General features: G+C 34.0%; 13 protein-coding genes. 5 read left to right on the top strand and 8 right to left on the bottom strand.

From position 1 onward, the window contains the following. Window positions 1-424: 424 nt before the first annotated feature. Complete coding sequence (locus VOI54_RS07680) at window positions 425-1,780, bottom strand: UDP-N-acetylmuramate--L-alanine ligase (RefSeq protein WP_326282146.1); 1,356 nt, start codon at window positions 1,778-1,780, stop codon at window positions 425-427. 217 nt (window positions 1,781-1,997) lie between these two features. Further along, complete coding sequence (locus VOI54_RS07675) at window positions 1,998-2,948, bottom strand: tetratricopeptide repeat protein (protein ID WP_326282145.1); 951 nt, start codon at window positions 2,946-2,948, stop codon at window positions 1,998-2,000. A gap of 276 nt (window positions 2,949-3,224) precedes the next feature. Here VOI54_RS07675 and VOI54_RS07670 point away from each other — a divergent pair, with 276 nt between their 5' ends. The 4 genes from VOI54_RS07670 (at window position 3,225) to VOI54_RS07655 (ending at window position 12,298) form a co-directional block, all read left to right on the top strand. After that, complete coding sequence (locus VOI54_RS07670; protein ID WP_326282144.1) at window positions 3,225-9,788, top strand: alpha-2-macroglobulin family protein; 6,564 nt, start codon at window positions 3,225-3,227, stop codon at window positions 9,786-9,788. Between the two features lie 91 nt (window positions 9,789-9,879). Beyond that, window positions 9,880-10,251: a DoxX family membrane protein gene (locus tag VOI54_RS07665; protein ID WP_326282143.1), complete on the top strand. Its 372-nt coding sequence runs from the start codon at window positions 9,880-9,882 to the stop codon at window positions 10,249-10,251. A 116-nt stretch (window positions 10,252-10,367) separates the two neighbouring features. Continuing rightward, complete coding sequence (locus VOI54_RS07660; RefSeq protein ID WP_326282142.1) at window positions 10,368-10,880, top strand: hypothetical protein; 513 nt, start codon at window positions 10,368-10,370, stop codon at window positions 10,878-10,880. A 2-nt stretch (window positions 10,881-10,882) separates the two neighbouring features. Next, complete coding sequence (locus VOI54_RS07655; RefSeq protein WP_326282141.1) at window positions 10,883-12,298, top strand: T9SS type A sorting domain-containing protein; 1,416 nt, start codon at window positions 10,883-10,885, stop codon at window positions 12,296-12,298. A 1-nt stretch (window position 12,299) separates the two neighbouring features. Here the strand turns inward: VOI54_RS07655 and VOI54_RS07650 are convergent, their stop codons facing one another. The 6 genes from VOI54_RS07650 to VOI54_RS07625 form a co-directional block, all read right to left on the bottom strand. Continuing rightward, window positions 12,300-13,022, bottom strand: a complete 723-nt coding sequence (locus tag VOI54_RS07650; RefSeq protein WP_326282140.1) for an SDR family oxidoreductase — start codon at window positions 13,020-13,022, stop codon at window positions 12,300-12,302. 89 nt (window positions 13,023-13,111) lie between these two features. Next, window positions 13,112-13,633, bottom strand: a complete 522-nt coding sequence (locus VOI54_RS07645; protein WP_326282139.1) for a DUF4136 domain-containing protein — start codon at window positions 13,631-13,633, stop codon at window positions 13,112-13,114. 135 nt (window positions 13,634-13,768) lie between these two features. Next, on the bottom strand, window positions 13,769-14,887 hold the full coding sequence (locus tag VOI54_RS07640; RefSeq protein WP_326282138.1) for a glycosyltransferase family 2 protein: 1,119 nt from the start codon (window positions 14,885-14,887) through the stop codon (window positions 13,769-13,771). After that, complete coding sequence (locus VOI54_RS07635; RefSeq protein ID WP_326282137.1) at window positions 14,877-16,178, bottom strand: hypothetical protein; 1,302 nt, start codon at window positions 16,176-16,178, stop codon at window positions 14,877-14,879. The genes VOI54_RS07640 and VOI54_RS07635 overlap by 11 nt, the downstream gene beginning before the upstream one ends. An 11-nt stretch (window positions 16,179-16,189) precedes the next feature. Then, window positions 16,190-17,188, bottom strand: coding sequence for a GTPase ObgE (gene obgE, locus VOI54_RS07630; protein WP_326282136.1), 999 nt, complete (start codon window positions 17,186-17,188; stop codon window positions 16,190-16,192). 122 nt (window positions 17,189-17,310) lie between these two features. Beyond that, on the bottom strand, window positions 17,311-18,420 hold the full coding sequence (locus VOI54_RS07625; protein ID WP_326282135.1) for an adenylate kinase: 1,110 nt from the start codon (window positions 18,418-18,420) through the stop codon (window positions 17,311-17,313). Window positions 18,421-18,559: 139 nt separating this feature from the next. On the opposite strand from VOI54_RS07625, the gene VOI54_RS07620 reads away from it, so the two are divergent. Continuing rightward, entirely contained in the window at window positions 18,560-19,714 is a 1,155-nt protein-coding gene (locus VOI54_RS07620) for a 5-(carboxyamino)imidazole ribonucleotide synthase (protein ID WP_326282134.1), read from the top strand. Window positions 19,715-19,784: the final 70 nt, after the last annotated feature.

Here is a 19,784-nt window from a genome sequence, read left to right as displayed (position 1 = left end):
TTTTGTAGAAAAATTCAACTAATTGCGTTCTGCAATAGATTTTTTGCACTGCTCATAATTTGAACATAAAACTATGATCAAAAACAAACAATAATACTAATAGGAGTTCTATTTATTGGCTTGTTTGGCTATTTACAAGAAACTTATAAAATTGGTAAAACTGAATATTATATAAAAGAGTGCTATTCTTTGACAGCCAAATCCATTGTAAAATGTGGTGAAATAAGCAAAAGAGCGTTTTTAAAACCTCAAGTGTAAAAAGAAAAATTAAATTGTATACAACAAAATAATGGTTATAATTTATTGTGGTGCTACGTAAAATTGAACATATTAACTTTAAATATAGCTGGTTTCATGAGTCAAAAAGTATAACAACATCTTCAAAATAAATAGCCAAGACAATCAAATTATCCCCTAAAAACAACTATGTGATTAACGCTTTCACCGCATCAAAATCCAATCCGCCATAATTCCCGGAACTCATAAGCAGTAAAGCCTTATCATCAAAGTTTTGAGAATACAGATAGTTTTTAAATTCGTCCGGATTGGTATAAATAATTAGATCATCACGCTGAAAGGCATGGGCTATTTGCTCCTGTGTGACTTCCTCTAACTTTTTAATTTCAACAGCATGCGGCGAATAAAAAACCACAGCCACATCTGCAGCATTTAAAGCCCCCTTATACTCCTTTAAAAATTCGGCATTTAAACTGCTATAGGTATGTAATTCCAAACAGGCTACCAATGTTCTATGGCTATACTGCTCTTTTACAGCCCGGGTTGTTGCCTCTACTTTACTGGGGGAATGTGCAAAATCTTTATAGGCTACACTGGTTTTACCTTCGGCTATTTTTTCCAAACGTTTGCTGGCGCCTTTAAATGTAGCAATGGCTTCATAAAAATCGTCTTCATCTATACCCATATGCTGGCAAATCCATTTGGCTCCGGCCAGATTATTGAGATTATGTTTTCCAAAGACTTCTATAGGTAACGGACCGTCCGGGGTGTCTAACAAGGTTTGCCCATCTTCTACAGTATATTTTGGTGTTTGGTAAGCTATTTTTCTAATGGCATTGTCACTGGTTTCAACCACACGTTTTACTTCAGGATCTTCCTGATTATAATTTATACTTCCCCCACTTACTATGGAGTCTACAAAAATGCTAAACTGTTCTACATAATTTTCATAGGTTGGAAATACATTTATATGATCCCAGGCAATACCACTTAACAACGCTATATTAGGTTTATAGAGGTGAAATTTAGGACGCCTGTCTATAGGTGAACTTAAATATTCATCACCTTCTAAAACTATAAAATCATTTTCCTCAGTGAGTTTAACCATAACATCAAAACCTTCCAATTGCGCACCTACCATATAGTCTACTTCTCTGTCATGGTAATGCATAACGTGTAAGATCATAGATGTTATAGTGGTCTTTCCATGACTCCCCCCTATAACCACACGGGTTTTATGTTTGGATTGTTCATATAAAAATTCCGGATAACTATAAATTTTCAATCCCAGTTCCTGGGCTTTCAGCAGCTCAGGGTTATCTGCTTTAGCATGCATACCCAAAACTACAGCATCTAAATGTGTTGTGATCTTTTCAGGGTACCAACCAAAAGATTCCGGTAATAGACCTTTAGCTTCCAATCTGGATTTTGAGGGGTCAAAAATAGTATCATCACTTCCGGTAACCTGATACCCTTTATTATGTAATGCTAAAGCTAAATTATGCATGGCAGCCCCGCCTATTGCTATAAAATGTACATTCATATTTTGGATCTGTATTCTGAAATTTAAATTATAAAACACCTTTTTTAGTGCTTATAACAGAAAGGTAAATATATGAATTGAAGTTGGAAGGACGAAGGCTGAACGGGAAGTTTTTGCGTTAGGGATTGAAGCATGTGTTGGAGCTCCTCAAAGAGAGCGACTGCTAAAAGCCCGACCTTTATCCTGAAACAAATTCAGGATAAAGGTAACACTATAATCATAATTTTAAAATCTTATCCTTTTGTGTTTTAAAAGGCTTTATTTTAGGGAGTTCTGAAATGGCGAGATCAATATATTGTAATGCTTTTTCTTTATTTTTTTTGTGGGTATGAATTTGCGCCAATCTATAATGTGCCCATGCTTTTGGCACACCATCTGCTGCTGAATAATTTTCAAGATAGGTATACAGGCATTGCTCACCTTTTTGAAGTTCTATATTATACTCTGCTGCCACTTTCCCTATTTGATAGTGCAATGCATTGCGCCGATGCTTTAGTTGAGCATCTTCAATATTTTTTATAGCCTGATACGGCCTTTGTTCTTGTTCATACAAATGGGTGAGCTTATTGAAACAGGTCAATGAACCACCTTCTGTTATGGCCATTTTATAATACTTCTCGGCTAATTCCGGCTCATCATCATACTCATAAACATAGCCTTTAGCCAAGTAGCCGTCTACTTTTGATAAAGCTTCCAGCTCCTGAGCAAATTTCAATGATTTCTTTTTACTGCCTCCAAAAATACCGGGTAATTGCATATAGAGTTCCACCAGTGCCCAACGTGCCCCAATATGGGATTTGTCCAGTTCAACTGCCTTTAAAAATGAGGCTTTTATATCTCCTATAGACCCGATGGCCTTTAATTTATTTTCTAAAGCTCTCATACCCAAGGCACCTCCATATTTGTAGTGGTAATTAGCCGAATTTATATTGGTCTTCAATAATTTTTTATAACTGGCAATAGCTTCATCCCATTTTTTTTGATACCCATATGCATCGCCCAGTAATTCTAAACCTTTTAAGTCACCAGGATGGTTTTCCAGATATGTACTAATTACATCTTCGGCTTTTTGAAATTGCTTTTTTTCAAACAGAATATCTATCTCTTCTAAATTAGATTGAGAGCATACTACTAATGGAAATAGAACAATAAGCAACGTTTTTCTCATAATACAAGTTGAAAATACAAAAATAAACTTTCTTGCTGTGGTTTGATTTATGATTAAGACAACCTTAAGGTTTCTATTTATTATGTATTAATGTAGGTAATCTATTTATCATACTCTTAAAATGATTAACTTCACTCATCCAATACTTGGGTTAACTCATTCTTCTTTTTTTGGAATAGCTTTTGAAAGTAACTTAGAGGCAAAGTAAAACACATAAAACGAACATTAATACACTTTAAACATATATTCATAAAAGGAATTATTAAATTTAAACGTATGAAACACTGTATACTTACACTAATACTTATACTTTTTATTCACACAGGTAAAGCACAAACCAATACCTATGATACACTTTGGAAAAAAGTGGAACATTATGAAATTGAAGGTTTGGTCCAATCTGCTTTAAAGGCTGTTGTAAACATTGAAAATCAAGCTATAAAAGATAAAGATCATGCACAACAGATAAAAACAATGCTTTATAAAAGCAAATTTGCTTTAATATTGGAAGAGGATGCTCAATTGCAGATCATTAACAATTTTAAAGATCAAATTACTGTAAGCGCATTTCCTATTAAAAATGTTTTAGAGAGTATACTTGCTAATTTATACTGGCAATATTTTAATCAACACAGGTGGCAATTTTACAACAGAACCAGAACCTCCGAGAAAGTTGATCGCTCTGATTTTAGAACCTGGGATTTACAAACCCTTTTTAATGAGATTCATGTGCATTATCAAAATTCGTTACAAAACGGATTAATGCTTCAACAAGAACCGTTGAAAAAATATAGCGTATTATTAGAGGAGCATACAGGTTCTAAAATTTACCGGCCTACCTTATTTGATTTTTTAAGTCATAATGCTTTAGATTTTTATAAAACCAATGAAACTCATATTACTAAACCAGCTTATAAATTTGAGATAGACAACCCCGAATTACTCACTGAAAAGCTTAAGTTTGCTCATGTTAATTTAGCATCTAAAGATTCTACTTCATTACAATTAAATGCTTTAAAAATTTATCAGAACCTAATTAAAGCACATGTTCATGATGCATCACCTTATCCCATGATTGATGCTGATTTAGAGCGTTTAAGGTTTATAAATCAGCACGCTATTTTCAACAATAAGGAGGAGCTTTTACTGGAAGTTTTGAAAAAAGAAAAGGAACAATCTAAGGCCTATGACTTTTCTACACTCTATGATTTTGAAATCGCTAAAATATACTATGAGCAAAGTGGTAAATACCAGCCAAAAACTAATGAAGAATATCGTTGGAAAGCTAAAGAAGCCATTGATATTTGTAATACCGCCATCTCTAAGTTCCCGGAAAGCAAAGGTGCCAAAAAGTGTAAAACCCTAAAATCACAGATTGAACAACAAATCCTTCATATTACAACTGAGCAGTTTCTTCCTATTCAAAAACATGCACGCCTATTAGTCAGCTATAAAAATATAGACACCCTGCAATTTAATATGTACAAGTTGTCTGAAAACCAGTTTAAAAGATTCCAAAAAAAATACAGGAAGGAAGAGCAGCTTGCTTTTATAGAAAAGCTGGATACCGGTAAATCATGGGTAAGTCAATTAAGGAATGAAAATGATTTTCAAAACCATACTACTGAAGTTTTAATTCCAAAATTAAATAATGGTAGGTATTTAATTGTTGCTACTTTAAAGGATAATGAAAACACCTTTGCCTTTACCAACCTTCAGGTAACCAATACGGCATTGGTAGAAACAGACACGCCTCAATACAAGATCTTTCAGGTTATTAATAGAACTAACGGTACACCCATTACAAATGCCAATATAGACCTTACCTATTATTCCAGTCAAATTGGAAATAACAAAACCGAAACCCACACTACCAATACTTTGGGGGAACTTAAAATAATTAAAGACAATAGCAACTACAGAAATGCCCATTTAAAAGTAAGATCCGGAAATGATGTGGCTTATTTTGGTCAATATTATATAAACAGATACTATAGAGCACATAAAGAAGATGTAAGGCATAAGGCCTTTTTATTTACAGACAGGAGCATATACCGCCCCGGGCAAACCGTGTATTTTAAAGCCATTGCCATAAAAACTAAAAAAGGTAAATCTGAAGTCATTCCTAATGAGTTGCTTTACGTGGAAGTTTATGATGTAAATGGTGATGATGTTATTGACCTTGAATTAAAGACCAATGAATTTGGTTCTGTTTCAGGGGAATTTATTTTACCAGCTACAGGGTTAAATGGAGAATATTCTGTTGAATTGTATTCTGATTCAAATCGTATTGACATTGATACTGAATATAGTTTTTCTGTTGAAGAGTATAAACGACCTAAGTTTGAAACGACATTTGATCCTATTAAGGAAACATTTAAGGTCAATGATTCCGTTACAGTAAAAGGTAATGCCTTGGCATACTCCGGAAGCCATATAACTGATGCTAAAGTAGTTTACCGCGTACATCGAAAAGTACAATATCCCAGATGGTATTTCTGGCATCGCCCATGGGTTACTAGTGAACCTCAGGAAATTACGCATGGTGAAAGTATTACAAATAACAAAGGTGAATTTGAAATCACCTTTAAGGCGCTTCCAGATAATAGTATTGATAAATCTAACCTTCCTGTTTTCAAATATGAAGTAACAGCAGATGTTACTGATTTGAATGGCGAAACCAGAAGTGCAACCTCCACAATTAATGTAGGGTACCATACTTTGTTGGCAAACCTGAACATTGGGGAGTCTTTAAACAAAACTAAAAAAGATCATACCATACATATTGACACAAAAAATTTAAACGGTGAATTTGCTCCTGCACAAGGACATATCAAAATCTATAAATTAAGAGCTCCCGATATAGCTTTAAGGCCCCGACCGTGGGAAACACCTGATTTCCAGGATTTCTCTAAAGAAGCCTTTAAAAATTTATTTCCCCACGATGCTTATACCAATGAACATGATTCAAGTAACTGGGAAAAAGGAGCACTGGTTTTTGAAAAACCGTTTGATACTGAAATTTCCAAAACACTTAAGCTGGGTAAAATTAAAAAATGGCAGTCTGGTCAATACATCATAATACTTGAAAGTAAAGATAGATTCGGGCAACTTGTAAAAGACCAGCTTAAAACCACACTGTTTAGCAATGATGATAAAGTACCTGCTGACAGTGAACTTTTCACTATTTCAACCGACAAATCAACTTATAAAATCGGAGAGACTGCATATGTAACTATAGGCTCTGCGGCCCAAGATATTTCTGTAACCATTTCTGTTGAAAAAGATAAAAAAGTCATTCAGACTGAAATTATCAAACTAAGTGCCAATAAAAAAGTGATTAGTATTCCTGTTACCAAAGAAGATCTAGGCGGGTTTGTAGTACACTATAGTTTTGCGGCCTTTAATAGCTATCAATCCGGTAAACAGCTCATTTCGGTACCTTACCCAAAGGTGAAACTGGACATTGAAACCTTAACTTTTAGGGACAAACTTCAACCTGGAGTAAATGAAACCTGGCAATTCAAAATAAAAGGCCCTCATGGTGAAAAAGTAAGTGCAGAATTATTGGCTAATATGTATGATGCATCGTTAGACCAATTTAAGCCTCATACCTGGACATTTAATCCAATTCAAAATACAGTTTATAATGCTCAAAACAGGAGTTATGCCTATAGCAGTTTTGGCATTAATAATTTTAGAGTTTATAATAATTATCAGAGGTACAGTGTTCCGCAACAATACTATGATGAATGGAATTGGTTTGGCTTTAACTTTGCTAACCACAAATGGGCAAACCAAAGATACCTGAATACCATTAAAATTAAAAGAGCAACACAATTTCATGAAAACATTAAAGAAGGATTTATTTCAGGAACCGTGTTTGATGAAAGTGGCCATCCTATCCCGGGAGTAACTATTGTTATAAAAGGCACCACACGGGGAACTACAACAGATTTTGATGGTAATTTCTCTATAAAGGCTAAAAAAGGAGAAGAACTGGAAATTAGTTTTATAGGATATAGCACACATAGTTTAAAAATCAGTAAAAATCGTTTAAATATTTCCCTGACCGAAGATAGTGCAACATTGGATGAGGTAGTTGTTACTGCATATGGTACCGTAAAGAAACAAGATTTAACAGGTTCAATTGCCAAGGTGGGTGCAAAAGAATTAAAAAGTATTAGTGCCAATGATCTAGAAGAATCCTTAGAGGGAGTCATACCCGGAGTAAGTGTTTCAGAAGTTCCCGGTGCCCCTTCTAATATACTAATACGAGGTCTAGGATCAGTTTCTGGTGATAAAAAACCTTTATATATAGTAGACGGTAAAATTATTGAAGGTGATATTAATTTGGATACCACCAATATCCAATCTATTGCCATTTTAAAAGATGCAGCAACAACGGCAATTTATGGCAGTAGAGGCGCTAACGGTGTTATTATCATTACAACAAAATCAGGTTTAAATGCTTTAGCCCAGGTAAAAATCAGAAAAAACCTGAAAGAAACAGCATTCTTCTTCCCTGACCTAAGAACAGATGAATCTGGTCATATAAGTTTTAGTTTTACTACTCCTGAAGCTTTAACACAATGGAAACTACAGTTATTAGCACATACTAAAGCTTTAGAAAGTACTACTAAAACTTTAACCGCCATAACTCAGAAAGAACTCATGGTTGTTCCTAATGTACCTCGTTTTTTACGTGAAGGCGATCAAATTACCATAAGTTCAAAAATTGCAAATCTATCTGAAAAAACTATCTCCGGTGACGCTGTTTTAATATTGACTGATGCCATTTCCGGAAATAGCATGGATTCAAAACTTGGAAATGCTTTAAACAGTAAAAGCTTTACTGTTGATGCTAAAGGAAACACACAAGTATCATGGAATCTGGATATTCCTGAAGGTATTCAAGCTATTCAATATAAAATTGTTGCCCAATCTGAAGATTTTAGTGATGGTGAACAAAATGCCTTACCGGTATTATCCAACCGGAAGTTAGTTACTGAAACCTTACCCATGTGGATTAAAAGTAATGAGACTAAAACCTTTACACTGGATAAACTAAAGAACAACACCTCAACAACGTTAAAACATCATAAATTAACGCTTGAAATGACTTCCAATCCGGCTTGGTATGCTGTACAGGCACTTCCCTACTTAATGGAGTATCCCTATGAATGTAATGAACAGACCTTTTCAAGATATTATGCTAATGCATTAGCTGGTCATATAGCAAATTCCAATCCGAGGATTCAAGAGGTTTTTAACCAATGGAAGTCTCAAAATGCTTTGACCTCTAACCTTGAAAAGAATCAGGAATTAAAATCAATTCTCATTCAGGAAACACCGTGGGTACGGGATGCACAAAGTGAAGCCGAACAAAAAAAGCGTATCGCCTTATTATTTGATTTAAATAAAATGAATAGTGAATTGCAATCAGCAATAGATAAACTAAAATCTAATCAAATGGCTTCCGGTGGATGGTCCTGGTTTAATGGAGGCCGCGAAAATCGTTATATTACTCAACACATTATCAACGGATTTGGTCATTTAAAACAATTAGGTGTCATTCAGAACGACAGTGAAGAATCTATAATAAATAAAGCCATCAAATATCTTGATATCGAGTTTGTCAAAGCCTATAAAGACATCAAAAAATACGACGCTAAAATAGACCTTAGCAAGGATCATCTAAATTATATACAACTACATTATCTATATATGCGAAGTTTCTTCCCGGATATTAAAAAATCAAAAGAGGTCAATGATGTTATAAATTATTACCAAGCTCAAATTCAGAAATACTGGCAAAGTCGCTCCTTATATTCCAAAGGTTTGATGGCGTTAATTGCATATAGGGATAATGATTCTGAAACAACAAGCAAAATTTTAAAATCATTAAAAGAGACCAGTATCACTTCTGATGAATTGGGTATGTATTGGAAAGCTAACACTAACTCTTGGTTTTGGTATCAGGCTCCTATAGAAACACAAGCCTTATTAATTGACGTGTTTTCAGAAGCCGGGCATGTCATTCAGAACGAAACAAAGAACCTGAAAACTATAGATGATTTAAAGATATGGTTGCTTAAAAACAAACAAACCAGCCAATGGAAAACTACAAAGGCAACGTCTGAAGCCGTCTATGCATTATTGCTTCAGGGTAGTGATTGGTTAAGTGTAACCGAAATGGTAGATGTAGTTTTAGGCAACAAAAATATAGATCCCACTAAATTAGAGAATGTCAAAGTAGAGGCCGGCACAGGATATTATAAAACCTCTTGGGCAGCCTCTGAGGTTAAACCGGAAATGGGAGAGGTAAAACTAACTAAAAAAGGAAATGGCATAGCCTGGGGAAGTTTATATTGGCAGTATTTTGAGGATTTAGATAATATTACTTCTGCAGAAACACCACTTAAACTAAAGAAAAAACTATTTCTAAAAACCAATACCGATACCGGTGAAGAAATTACTGAAATAACTCCGGATACAAAACTAAGTCTTGGTGATCTGGTAAGAGTAAGAATAGAATTAAAAAGTGATAGAAATATGGAATTTCTTCATATGAAAGATATGAGAGCATCAGGTTTGGAGCCTGTAAATGTGATATCAAAATACAAATGGCAGGATGGCCTGGGGTATTACGAAAGCACAAAAGATGCGAGTACCAATTTCTTTTTTGGTTATTTACCAAAAGGCGTTTATGTTTTTGAATATGATTTACGAGTAAATAATACTGGTAATATGAGTAATGGAATTACTACAATACAAAGCATGTATGCCCCGGAATTCAGCAGTCACAGTAATGGCTTACGAATAAAAATAGAAGATTAAAAACAATGTTTTAGTAATCATATTCAGACAAACCCATTCAATTTTAATTTATAATTTACTATCTTTCAAAACACTAACTAATTTTTTTATTATGAATTCAAAAGTATTTATGATTGTTAGAATAGTTCTTGGATTATTCATTTTGGTTTTCGGACTAAACAAATTTTTACACTTTATTCCATTTGGTGAAATGTCTGCAGAAGCAGGAGCTTATTTTGGAGCCTTAACTTCGGCAAAAGTATTGACACTTGTAGCAATAGTTGAAATTGTTGCCGGTTTAGCCATTATTTTTAACAAATATGGTGCTTTATTAGCTCTGATTTTAATGAGTGTTTCTGTGAACGCTATTTTATTCCACCTGACATTAGATCCTGCCGGTATTGGTGGTGCTGCGGCATTATTCATTTTAAATATTTTAGCTTTAATTGGTTATAAAGACAAATACAAAGATTTACTAAGCTAGGCATTTATAGTTCCAAAACGAGGCTAAACACGCCTCGTTTTTTATTTAAAGGCAGCGTTAAATTATTTCAAAGTCAGGATATTTATTAACTTTACATGTTTCTAATTTTTTTGGTTTTGAAAAAAATAATGCCCCAAAATATTATTTCCTTAAAACCTTCATGGCTACTTTTAGTAATCATCCTTCTATCAGTATTATCTTGTGCTTCAAAAAAAACGACTTCTAAAACAAAACCTGTTATTGAAGCTACTCCAAAGATTATTTTTTTAACCTATAGCATTTCAAAAAGCAATACTGATAACAGAATTATTGAGTATGTAAATCAAAAAACAGTTGATGGTAAAATAAAAATTAAGAGTTCTGAATCTATTACAAATGGAAAGGAAGGTGATTTAATTTGTAGTCAATTAGATAATAAATCTAATATACTAAATAGCACCTTAATCAAAGACCCTCTTAATAAAATAGTGGAATTCACTAATGAATCCATGCAATTCCAAACCCAAACTATTAGCATAGACAAAACAATGTTTTCAGTAAGACTACAGCTTAACATTAACACTAAATACATTACAATTAGTACATTTGCTGATAATAAGAAGCCCCTCATCAAGACCAAAATAAATTGAGAATGAAACTTATTTTATACTTTTTAATAATTGTTGAGACTACTCTATTTAGCTATTCACAGACTTTTGACATTGAAACCATAAAATACTCCGGAAACAATGACAAACGTATAAATCTTGTGTTTTTAAGTGATGGTTATCAATCAGGTGAATTAGATCAATTTATTACTGAAGCCTCCAATTTTACCACTACCATGTTCAATACAAGTCCGTTTAAAGAATACAAACACTATTTTAATGTATATGCTATAAAAATACCTTCAAATGACAGCGGTGCTGATCATCCGGCCAACGCCACAGATACAGACGAAACAGGAGCCACTCCTGAGTTTTATGATACTTATTTTAACGCAACTTTTGATGCTTACGGCATACACAGGCTATTGTTTTATGGTATTGATGGAGTAAGTGCCGGTAATACGGAAGTAAAAATAGAAAATGTTTTAATGGATCATTTTCCGGCTTATGATAGTGCCATAATATTGGTTAATACAACAACTTATGGCGGTTCCGGGGGTAAATTCCCAATTACCTATAATGGTTTCTGGGGTGCAAATGTCACCATTCATGAACTTGGTCATTCTTTATTTGATTTAAAAGACGAATATTATCCCGGTGATGCTTTAGTTGGAGAAGCTATTAATATGACTCAGGAAACTAATACCGGTTTAGTAAAATGGAAAAATTGGCTTAACACCAGTAATGTGGGCATATACCCTTATGGTAATACCGGGGTTGCTGCAACTTGGTATAAACCGCACCAAAATTGCATTATGGAACATATTAATAAATCATTCTGTCCGGTTTGCAAAGAAGGTATTATTGAAAAAATACATGATTTGGTTTCACCTATTGATTCCTATACACCAAACTCAAATACTATTAATAACCCTGGTTTTCCCCTCGACTTTCAACTCAGCCTTATAAATCCGGATCCTAACACTTTGACTAGAGTATGGACCCTAAATACTTTAAACGTGGCCAATAATGTGGATGAATTATCTGTTTTAGAAACAGATTTGGTTAATGGTGCCAATACCTTAACAGCTACAGTTTACGATGATACAGTTTCATTAAGAGTTGATAACCATAACAGCCTTCATGTAAATACAATTACCTGGACAATAAACTACTCCACTCTTGGTGTAAAGACCATAGATAGTGAAGTTACCCGTTATGATATAACTTTATATCCAAATCCTTCAAATACTTTTATAAATCTAAAATTCGAAAGCCAAAGCACAGCAAATCTAAGGGTAAGTATTAGTGGTCTGGATGGAAAACAGATCAAATCTACCACTATATCAAACCATGTGAATACCCCAATTGATATTAGTGATTTGAGTACAGGAATTTACTTAGCCCATTTTTATTTGGAAAATACGCTGATTGCAACTAAAAAAATAGCCAAAAACTAAACTATTTACCTGGAGGCATTGTAGGCCTCACCTCTATTTTACTGGGTAAAGTTCTTGGGTTCATTTTTACCAGATCAACCACAAGTTCTCCAATATCTTCAATTTGAATTTTCCATGCGTCTTTAACATCTGGAATATTACCGTTAAAGTGTGTTGATACAGAACCGGGCATTATAGTACTTACTTTTACACCATATTGCCTTAAATCCAGCATTATGGATTGTGTAAACCCTGTCAGTCCAAATTTACTCGCATTATATGCCGAACCTTTTGCAAAAAAGTTTGTACCTGCTAAACTTGATATGGTAATAAAATAACCCTTGGACTGCTTTAGAGCGTCTACAGTGGATTTAATAGAATAAAAAACACCGGTCAAATTAGTATCAATAGTCTCTTGCCATTGCTCAATAGATAAATCTTCTATACTTGCAAAATGGCCCAGACCGGCATTAGCTACAACTATGTCCAACTGACCAAAATATTCTAAAACCTTTTTAACAGCATTTTGCTGACTCTCAAAATCTCTTACATCGGCTTTAACACCAATGACTTCTGCTTTTGATGCCTTGGCATTTAATTGTTTAGCTGCCTGATTAGCCGAAGACTCATTTCTACTGGTTATAGCTACATGAACACCTTCATGAAGTAATGCCTCAGCAATACCATACCCAATACCTTTTGAACCTCCTGTGATTAATGCTACTTTATTTTTTAACACCCCCATAGTTACGTTTTTGTTTTAAGTAAAACTACAAAATGAAAAAATAACTATAGCACTTACAATGTTAGGATAATTATAAAATTTAGGATGGGTTATTTCTCCGGTGGATATTGTGACAGGATTTTTTCTACCAAATCATTCATGAGTTGTGCTTTAGCTTCAGGAGTAGCCTTTGAGTTATAACTGGACTCTCCCACAGCTTGCCAAAACAATTGTTTTTTACCATGATCAACAAAATCAATGGTAACCTGTCTTTTAACACTGCCTTGACCTATGGGGATTCCAACAGAAACACCACCGCCCACATTACGTCCGGAACCTCCCATCCCAATACCCACGCTACTACGTTGTGTGTCTTGGTATGCTTGACTTTTTATATCAATAAAAAAGTCCGGGGTTTCTGAAACAGTATATCCCATTGAAGCCATTTTAGCATCTAGTGCATCTAATAGCCTGTTGGTATCTAATTCACTCAATCCGGTTTGCATATCGGCGTAATACTGATATGTTTTGTAATTGTCAAAATTGGTTTCTTTATCAAAGTCATAATTCACTCTTATGGGAGCACATGACACAATCAGTAATGTAAGAAGGGGAATTTTTAAAAATCGCATAGCCTTTAGTTTTAGATAAATTTAATCAAAAATTATTCCGCAAAACTTTAATTGCAATCTTTTTCTTAACCGTTGGCTTTGTTTAATTCCACAGTCAGTATAAATGCTGATAATACAACTTGGAGTTTCTTGAAATTAAGAATCATTATTATCCTTTAAACCTAAAATGCTAAAAAAGAAACTAAACAGTATTATTTGAATTCCTAAAACCAAAGACATAACTGAAGTTAAAGTTTGTTTAAAATTAGCTACATTATCACCTTCAAAAAGAGAAAAAACATATAATACAAGTCCCAAAGCAGCCAGGCCGAAACCAAGTAAAAGACCTCGTTCCAAATTAAAATATCTAAATACTTTTTTGTAGTTGGTTCCTTTAGGAATTAAACCGTTTGAAATGGCAAATATTTTGGTAAGTGCATAAAAAACGGCAAATTGAAACCCCAAAAACACCATTATCAAAAAAATCAAAGCATTTTTGAGTTCCCAAATATTGCTTTTTAGCATCAACGTTATATAGCCAATTATACCCACAAAAAATAAGATTAACCCAGGAAACAAGAACAGCCATCTAGGGCTGTAAAGTAATAAAAATCGCAAGTGTCTCCAACCATCAGGGAAAGTTCTGAGGTGGGACTTGCGGCTTCTTCCTGCTGGATAAACTTTGGTTGGTACCTCAGTAATTCTAAAATTGGCCAATGATGCCTTAACAATCATTTCTGAGGCAAATTCCATTCCAGAAGTGGTTAGATTCAACTTGTCAAAAGCTATTCTACTAATTCCTCTTAAGCCACAATGAAAATCTCCAATGCTTGTCTTAAAAAATAAATTTCCCAAAAATGTTAGAACAGGATTCCCTATATACCTATGCAAAAATGGCATAGATTCCTTGTCAACTCCTCCTTTGAATCTATTACCTACAACAAGATCAGACCCAGCTCTTAATTTATCTAAAAAAGGCTCTAGGTTAACCAAATCATGACTATCATCAGTATCTGCTGTTATAATAAACTTACCCCTTGATGCTTCAATAGCACACCGTGACGCACTTCCGTACCCTTTAACTGGGACATGAATGACCTTTGCCCCAAGACCTTTTGCAATATCCTGCGAACCATCTGTACTTCCATTATCTCCTATAACAATTTCCCCTGAAATATTATATGCACTTAAAAATTGAGATGCCTTTTTTATACATTTTTCTATTGTTTCAGCCTCGTTTAAACAAGGCATTACAATGGATAGCTCAATTTCCATTAATCTGTTTTTTTAATACTTCGTTCAAAAGTAAGATGATTATTGCAAAAATAACCCAGTCAAAGTAAAAAACATACCTTTTTATTGGATGAACAACTAACGTAATTAAGGTATTGTTGGCAAACATAAATAGAGTTGAAACCGCCACCAAAGAAAATAAATCATTATTTACTTTAGACTTTGCTGCCCCCATTAAACCAGAAATTAATAGCAATAGAAATAACAGCATTTGCTTGAACGACCCAAATGAAACTTTTAATCCTCTAAAATAAAACCCTATCCATTTTTTAAAATTACGCTTCCAAAGCGGAAAGAGCATATTTGCGCATAACTTATTTAACTCTATGTTTTGGTCATAGTAGTTTAGTCCTTTCTCTTCAAAATATTTAAGTCCTAGCTCATGGACTCTCCGGTTACATATTCTTGAAAAAGATGTAACAAAAACATCATAATAATCATAAACCTTTGCGCGCTCTGACTCTTTTTTAGTCAAGCCAGCTTTGGTTAAACTTTTGTGTACAATAACAAAATATTCTCTGGCTTCTTTAGATTCAAAAGCCTCGAAATCACTTTCATCTGCTAGATAGAACATGGAACTTATAAAATGGACATAATTCATTGAATTGCTAACATAATTCCTATGAACTAGCTTATTATACCCCCTTTCAACTTGTCCGGTTAATAAAGGAAGAATTAATATGCAAACTAAAGGAAGAACTACTTTCTCTAACCCTATTCTTGTTTTCAATACAATATATAAAACCAACAATGCTATTACAGGAAGAAACGCTATAAACTGTCCTCTTACAAGTATGCAAATGAAAAGCAGTGATAATAGTTTAAATACTAGTTTTAAGTTACCGCTAACTACCATTTTTATCGAATTTACCACTATTAGAATTACTAGTGGATAAGCCAACGCTTCAGACAATAAAGTGCTTGAAACGTAATAGAAATACAAACAAGGAGACAACAAAACTAATTGCAGCATAATCATTCCAAACCTGTTTAAACTATAACATCTTTCAATAAATCTCAAGAACGAGTAGACGGCCAACACCAATAAACCGTATTGGATTATTTTTGTTGGTAGTTCAAAACTATCTCCAAAAATTGTTGTCATGACCTTTAAAAACGAACTATATAATGGAGACCTGTTAAACGACATTTTTAAAAACGCATAACTATCTGGATAGTAAACTGTCTCTTTTAATAAAACAAAAAAACCTACTAAAACATAAACTACGAGTGATACATTTTTTCTAGTAAGTTTTTTAAATATAAGTTCCAATTTAAAAAAGTTTAGTCGTTAAGCATCTTCCATAATCTATCCTTAAGTTCAGTAATACCTTGTTGTGCTACAGAAGAAATAAACATATACGGAATTGGAAGTTCTTTATCTAATTCCTCTTTTAATTCTGATTTTAGTTCATCATCTAACATATCGCATTTTGAAATGGCTATGATACGTTCTTTATCAAGCATTTCCGGATTGTAACGACGAAGCTCATCTAAAAGTATATCATACTGTTTTCTGATATCCTCAGCATCGGCCGGAATTAAAAACAGTAAAATAGAATTGCGTTCAATATGACGTAAAAAGTAATGCCCTAACCCTCTACCTTCAGCAGCTCCTTCAATAATACCGGGAATATCTGCCATAACAAAGGTTTGAAAATCACGATATTTTACAATACCCAAATTAGGTTTAAGTGTCGTAAATTCATAATCCGCAATTTTTGGTTTCGCAGAAGTTACTACCGATAGTAAGGTAGACTTTCCTGCATTAGGGAAACCAACCAGTCCAACATCAGCAAGTACTTTCAACTCCATGGTTACGTACTTCTCTTCCATGGGCAAACCGGGTTGCGCATAGCGAGGTGTTTGATTAGTTGCTGATTTAAAATGCCAGTTACCCAAACCTCCTTTTCCTCCAATCGCCAAGATTTGTTCTTCACCATCTTCAGTGATTTCAAAAATAACGGCATTAGTTTCGGTATCCCTAATAACGGTCCCTAAAGGCACATCAACATAAACATCCTCACCATCTGCCCCAAAACTTCTGCCACTACTACCATGTTCACCATGACCAGCTCTAATATGTTTTTTAAACTTCAAATGGAGCAGAGTCCAAAGATTCGCTTTTCCTCTAACAATAACATGACCTCCACGACCACCATCACCACCATCAGGGCCGCCTTTGGTTATATACTTTTCACGATGTAAATGCACAGAACCTTTTCCTCCGTTTCCGGAAGCTACATACATTTTTACATAGTCAACAAAATTTCCTTCGGTCATAATTAAGTTAAAAAGTTACTACTCTTACCCTTCATGCATATAATATTCTATTAAAAGAAAACATCTTTTGGAATAGAAAAATACCAAAAGATGTCTTTTCCTTAAGATTTCTGTTTCTGGGCTTATAAATTGTCAATTACGGCACTTAAACGAACCGTAATATCTTCAATGCTTCCTACACCGTCTACACCAAAATATTTATCCTGAGCTGAATAGTAATCTTTAAGAATAGCTGTTTTATTATAATACTCAGCAATCCGGTTTCTAATAATAGACTCATCAGCATCATCAGCTCTTCCACTGGTTTTACCTCTTTCTAACAAACGCTTTACCAATACTTCATCATCAACCTCTAATGCTATCATGGCATTTATTTGAGAATCTTTACTATCCATTAACTTCCCTAAGGCCTCTGCCTGTGCATTAGTTCTTGGAAAACCATCAAAAATAAATCCATTAGCATCGGCATTTTTTTCAACCTCGGCATTTAACATGTCAATAGTCACCTGATCAGGTACTAACTCGCCTTTATCCATATACGATTTTGCTAACATCCCTAAAGCCGTTTTGTTTTTGATATTGTATCTAAAAACATCACCTGTAGAAATATGTACTAAATTGTACTTCTCTTTTAAGAATTCAGCTTGAGTTCCTTTACCTGCACCCGGAGGGCCAAATAGCACTAAATTTGTCATGTGTTGTGTTTCTTTTATTTGATATACTTCTGGTAGATTTCTTCCCAAACCATCATAATCCAAGCCATAGCCAACTATAAATTTATTTGGAATCTCAATACCAACATAATGTAATTTAAAATCTTTTTTATAAGCTTCAGGTTTGTAAAAAAGGGTAGCAATCTTTAAAGATTTCACTCTTTCATTTTTAAAAATCCTGTGAACTTCAGCAAGCGTATTACCGGAATCAATAATATCTTCAAGAATGATCACTGTTCTTCCTGTTAAATCTTGTGTTAATCCAATTAGTCTCTGAATATCTTCAGTAGATTTCACACCCTCATAAGATGCTAACTTTATAAAAGTTACTTCGCAGGGCTTAGGGTATTTTTTCACAAAATCACTTACTACCATAAATGATCCATTTAAAATACCAACAAAAACAGGGATCTCATCACCAGTATCTTCTGCAATTTCTATAGCTAATCGTTGCATAGCTTCATCAATTTTATTTGCAGAAATAAAAGGTTTAAAATATTTATCGTGTAGCTTTATCAAAGAGTAAAAAAATTTTAAAGATGCAAAGATAATCAATAGATTGACGAATAACCATTTTTTGATTTATGATTTAGGAACTAATTTAAGATTTAAGTGTATTTTTGCCTTTCAAAGTATCATTACAGTTAAACGCACTTAAATGAATTATTTTTCTTCAAATTTCAAACTGGGAATCCTTGGTGGTGGTCAATTAGGTAAAATGCTACTTTACAATACTAGAAAATTTGATATTCAAACAGCTGTTTTGGATGCCAGCAATGAAGCTCCTTGCAAAATTGCCAGTAATGAATTTCATATTGGAGATTTAATGGATTATGAGGCGGTTTACAATTTTGGAAAGCAGGTTGATGTTTTAACCATTGAAATTGAAAATGTTAATGTAGATGCCCTTGAAACCTTAGAAAAAGAAGGTGTAAAAGTATATCCCGCATCAAAAACATTAAGAACCATTCAAAACAAAGCCAAACAGAAATTATTTTATGTTGATAACAATTTGCCCACAGCGCCTTTTTCCAGATTTGCATATACCTCTCAAATAGAAGAAGCGATTAACAATGGTGGCTTGAGCTTGCCTTTTGTTTGGAAAAGTGCCCAGTTTGGTTATGATGGCCAGGGTGTTAAAATTGTAAAAACCCTTGAAGATTTAAAAGAACTACCCAATGTAGAATGTATTGGGGAAAGTTTAGTTCCTTTTAAAAATGAACTGGCTGTTATTGTTGCCCGAAATGTATCAGGAGAGGTTAAAACCTACCCGGTTGTAGAAATGGAGTTTCACCCGGAAGCTAATCAGGTGGAATATGTGATTTGTCCGGCAAGAATACCGGAAACTGTCATTGAAAAAGCTACAGAAGTTGCATTAAAAACCTCAGAAGCATTCAACCATGTAGGGCTATTAGCAGTAGAAATGTTTCAAACTCAAGATGATGATATTTTGATAAATGAGGTGGCTCCCAGACCTCATAATTCAGGACATCAAACTATAGAAGCCAGCTATACCTCACAATTTGAGCAACATATTAGAGCTATTTTAGACTTACCACTGGGAAGAACAGACAGCAAAGTTGGTGGAGTTATGGTAAATTTAGTTGGAGCTGAAGGCTATACAGGCAATGTTGTTTATAAAAACATTGAAAGCATTATGAAAATGGACGGTGTTACCCCTCATATTTACGGAAAAAAACAAACCAGACCATTTAGGAAAATGGGGCATGTAACTATTGTTAATGAAGATTTAAATGAAGCCAGACGTGTTGCAGAAGACGTTAAGAAAAATATAAAAGTTATAAGTGAATAATGTCTCTCCGAGTATAGTTGAAAAGCCTTTTAAATAGCTTAAATTAGACCTCAACTGTATACGGCCTGAC

Source organism: Alterotamlana spongicola, assembly GCF_035818475.1.
Lineage (GTDB): Bacteria > Bacteroidota > Bacteroidia > Flavobacteriales > Flavobacteriaceae > Cognatitamlana.
Note: the sequence above shows the minus strand (reverse complement) of the source record. Positions and strands in the feature narration are given on the sequence as shown.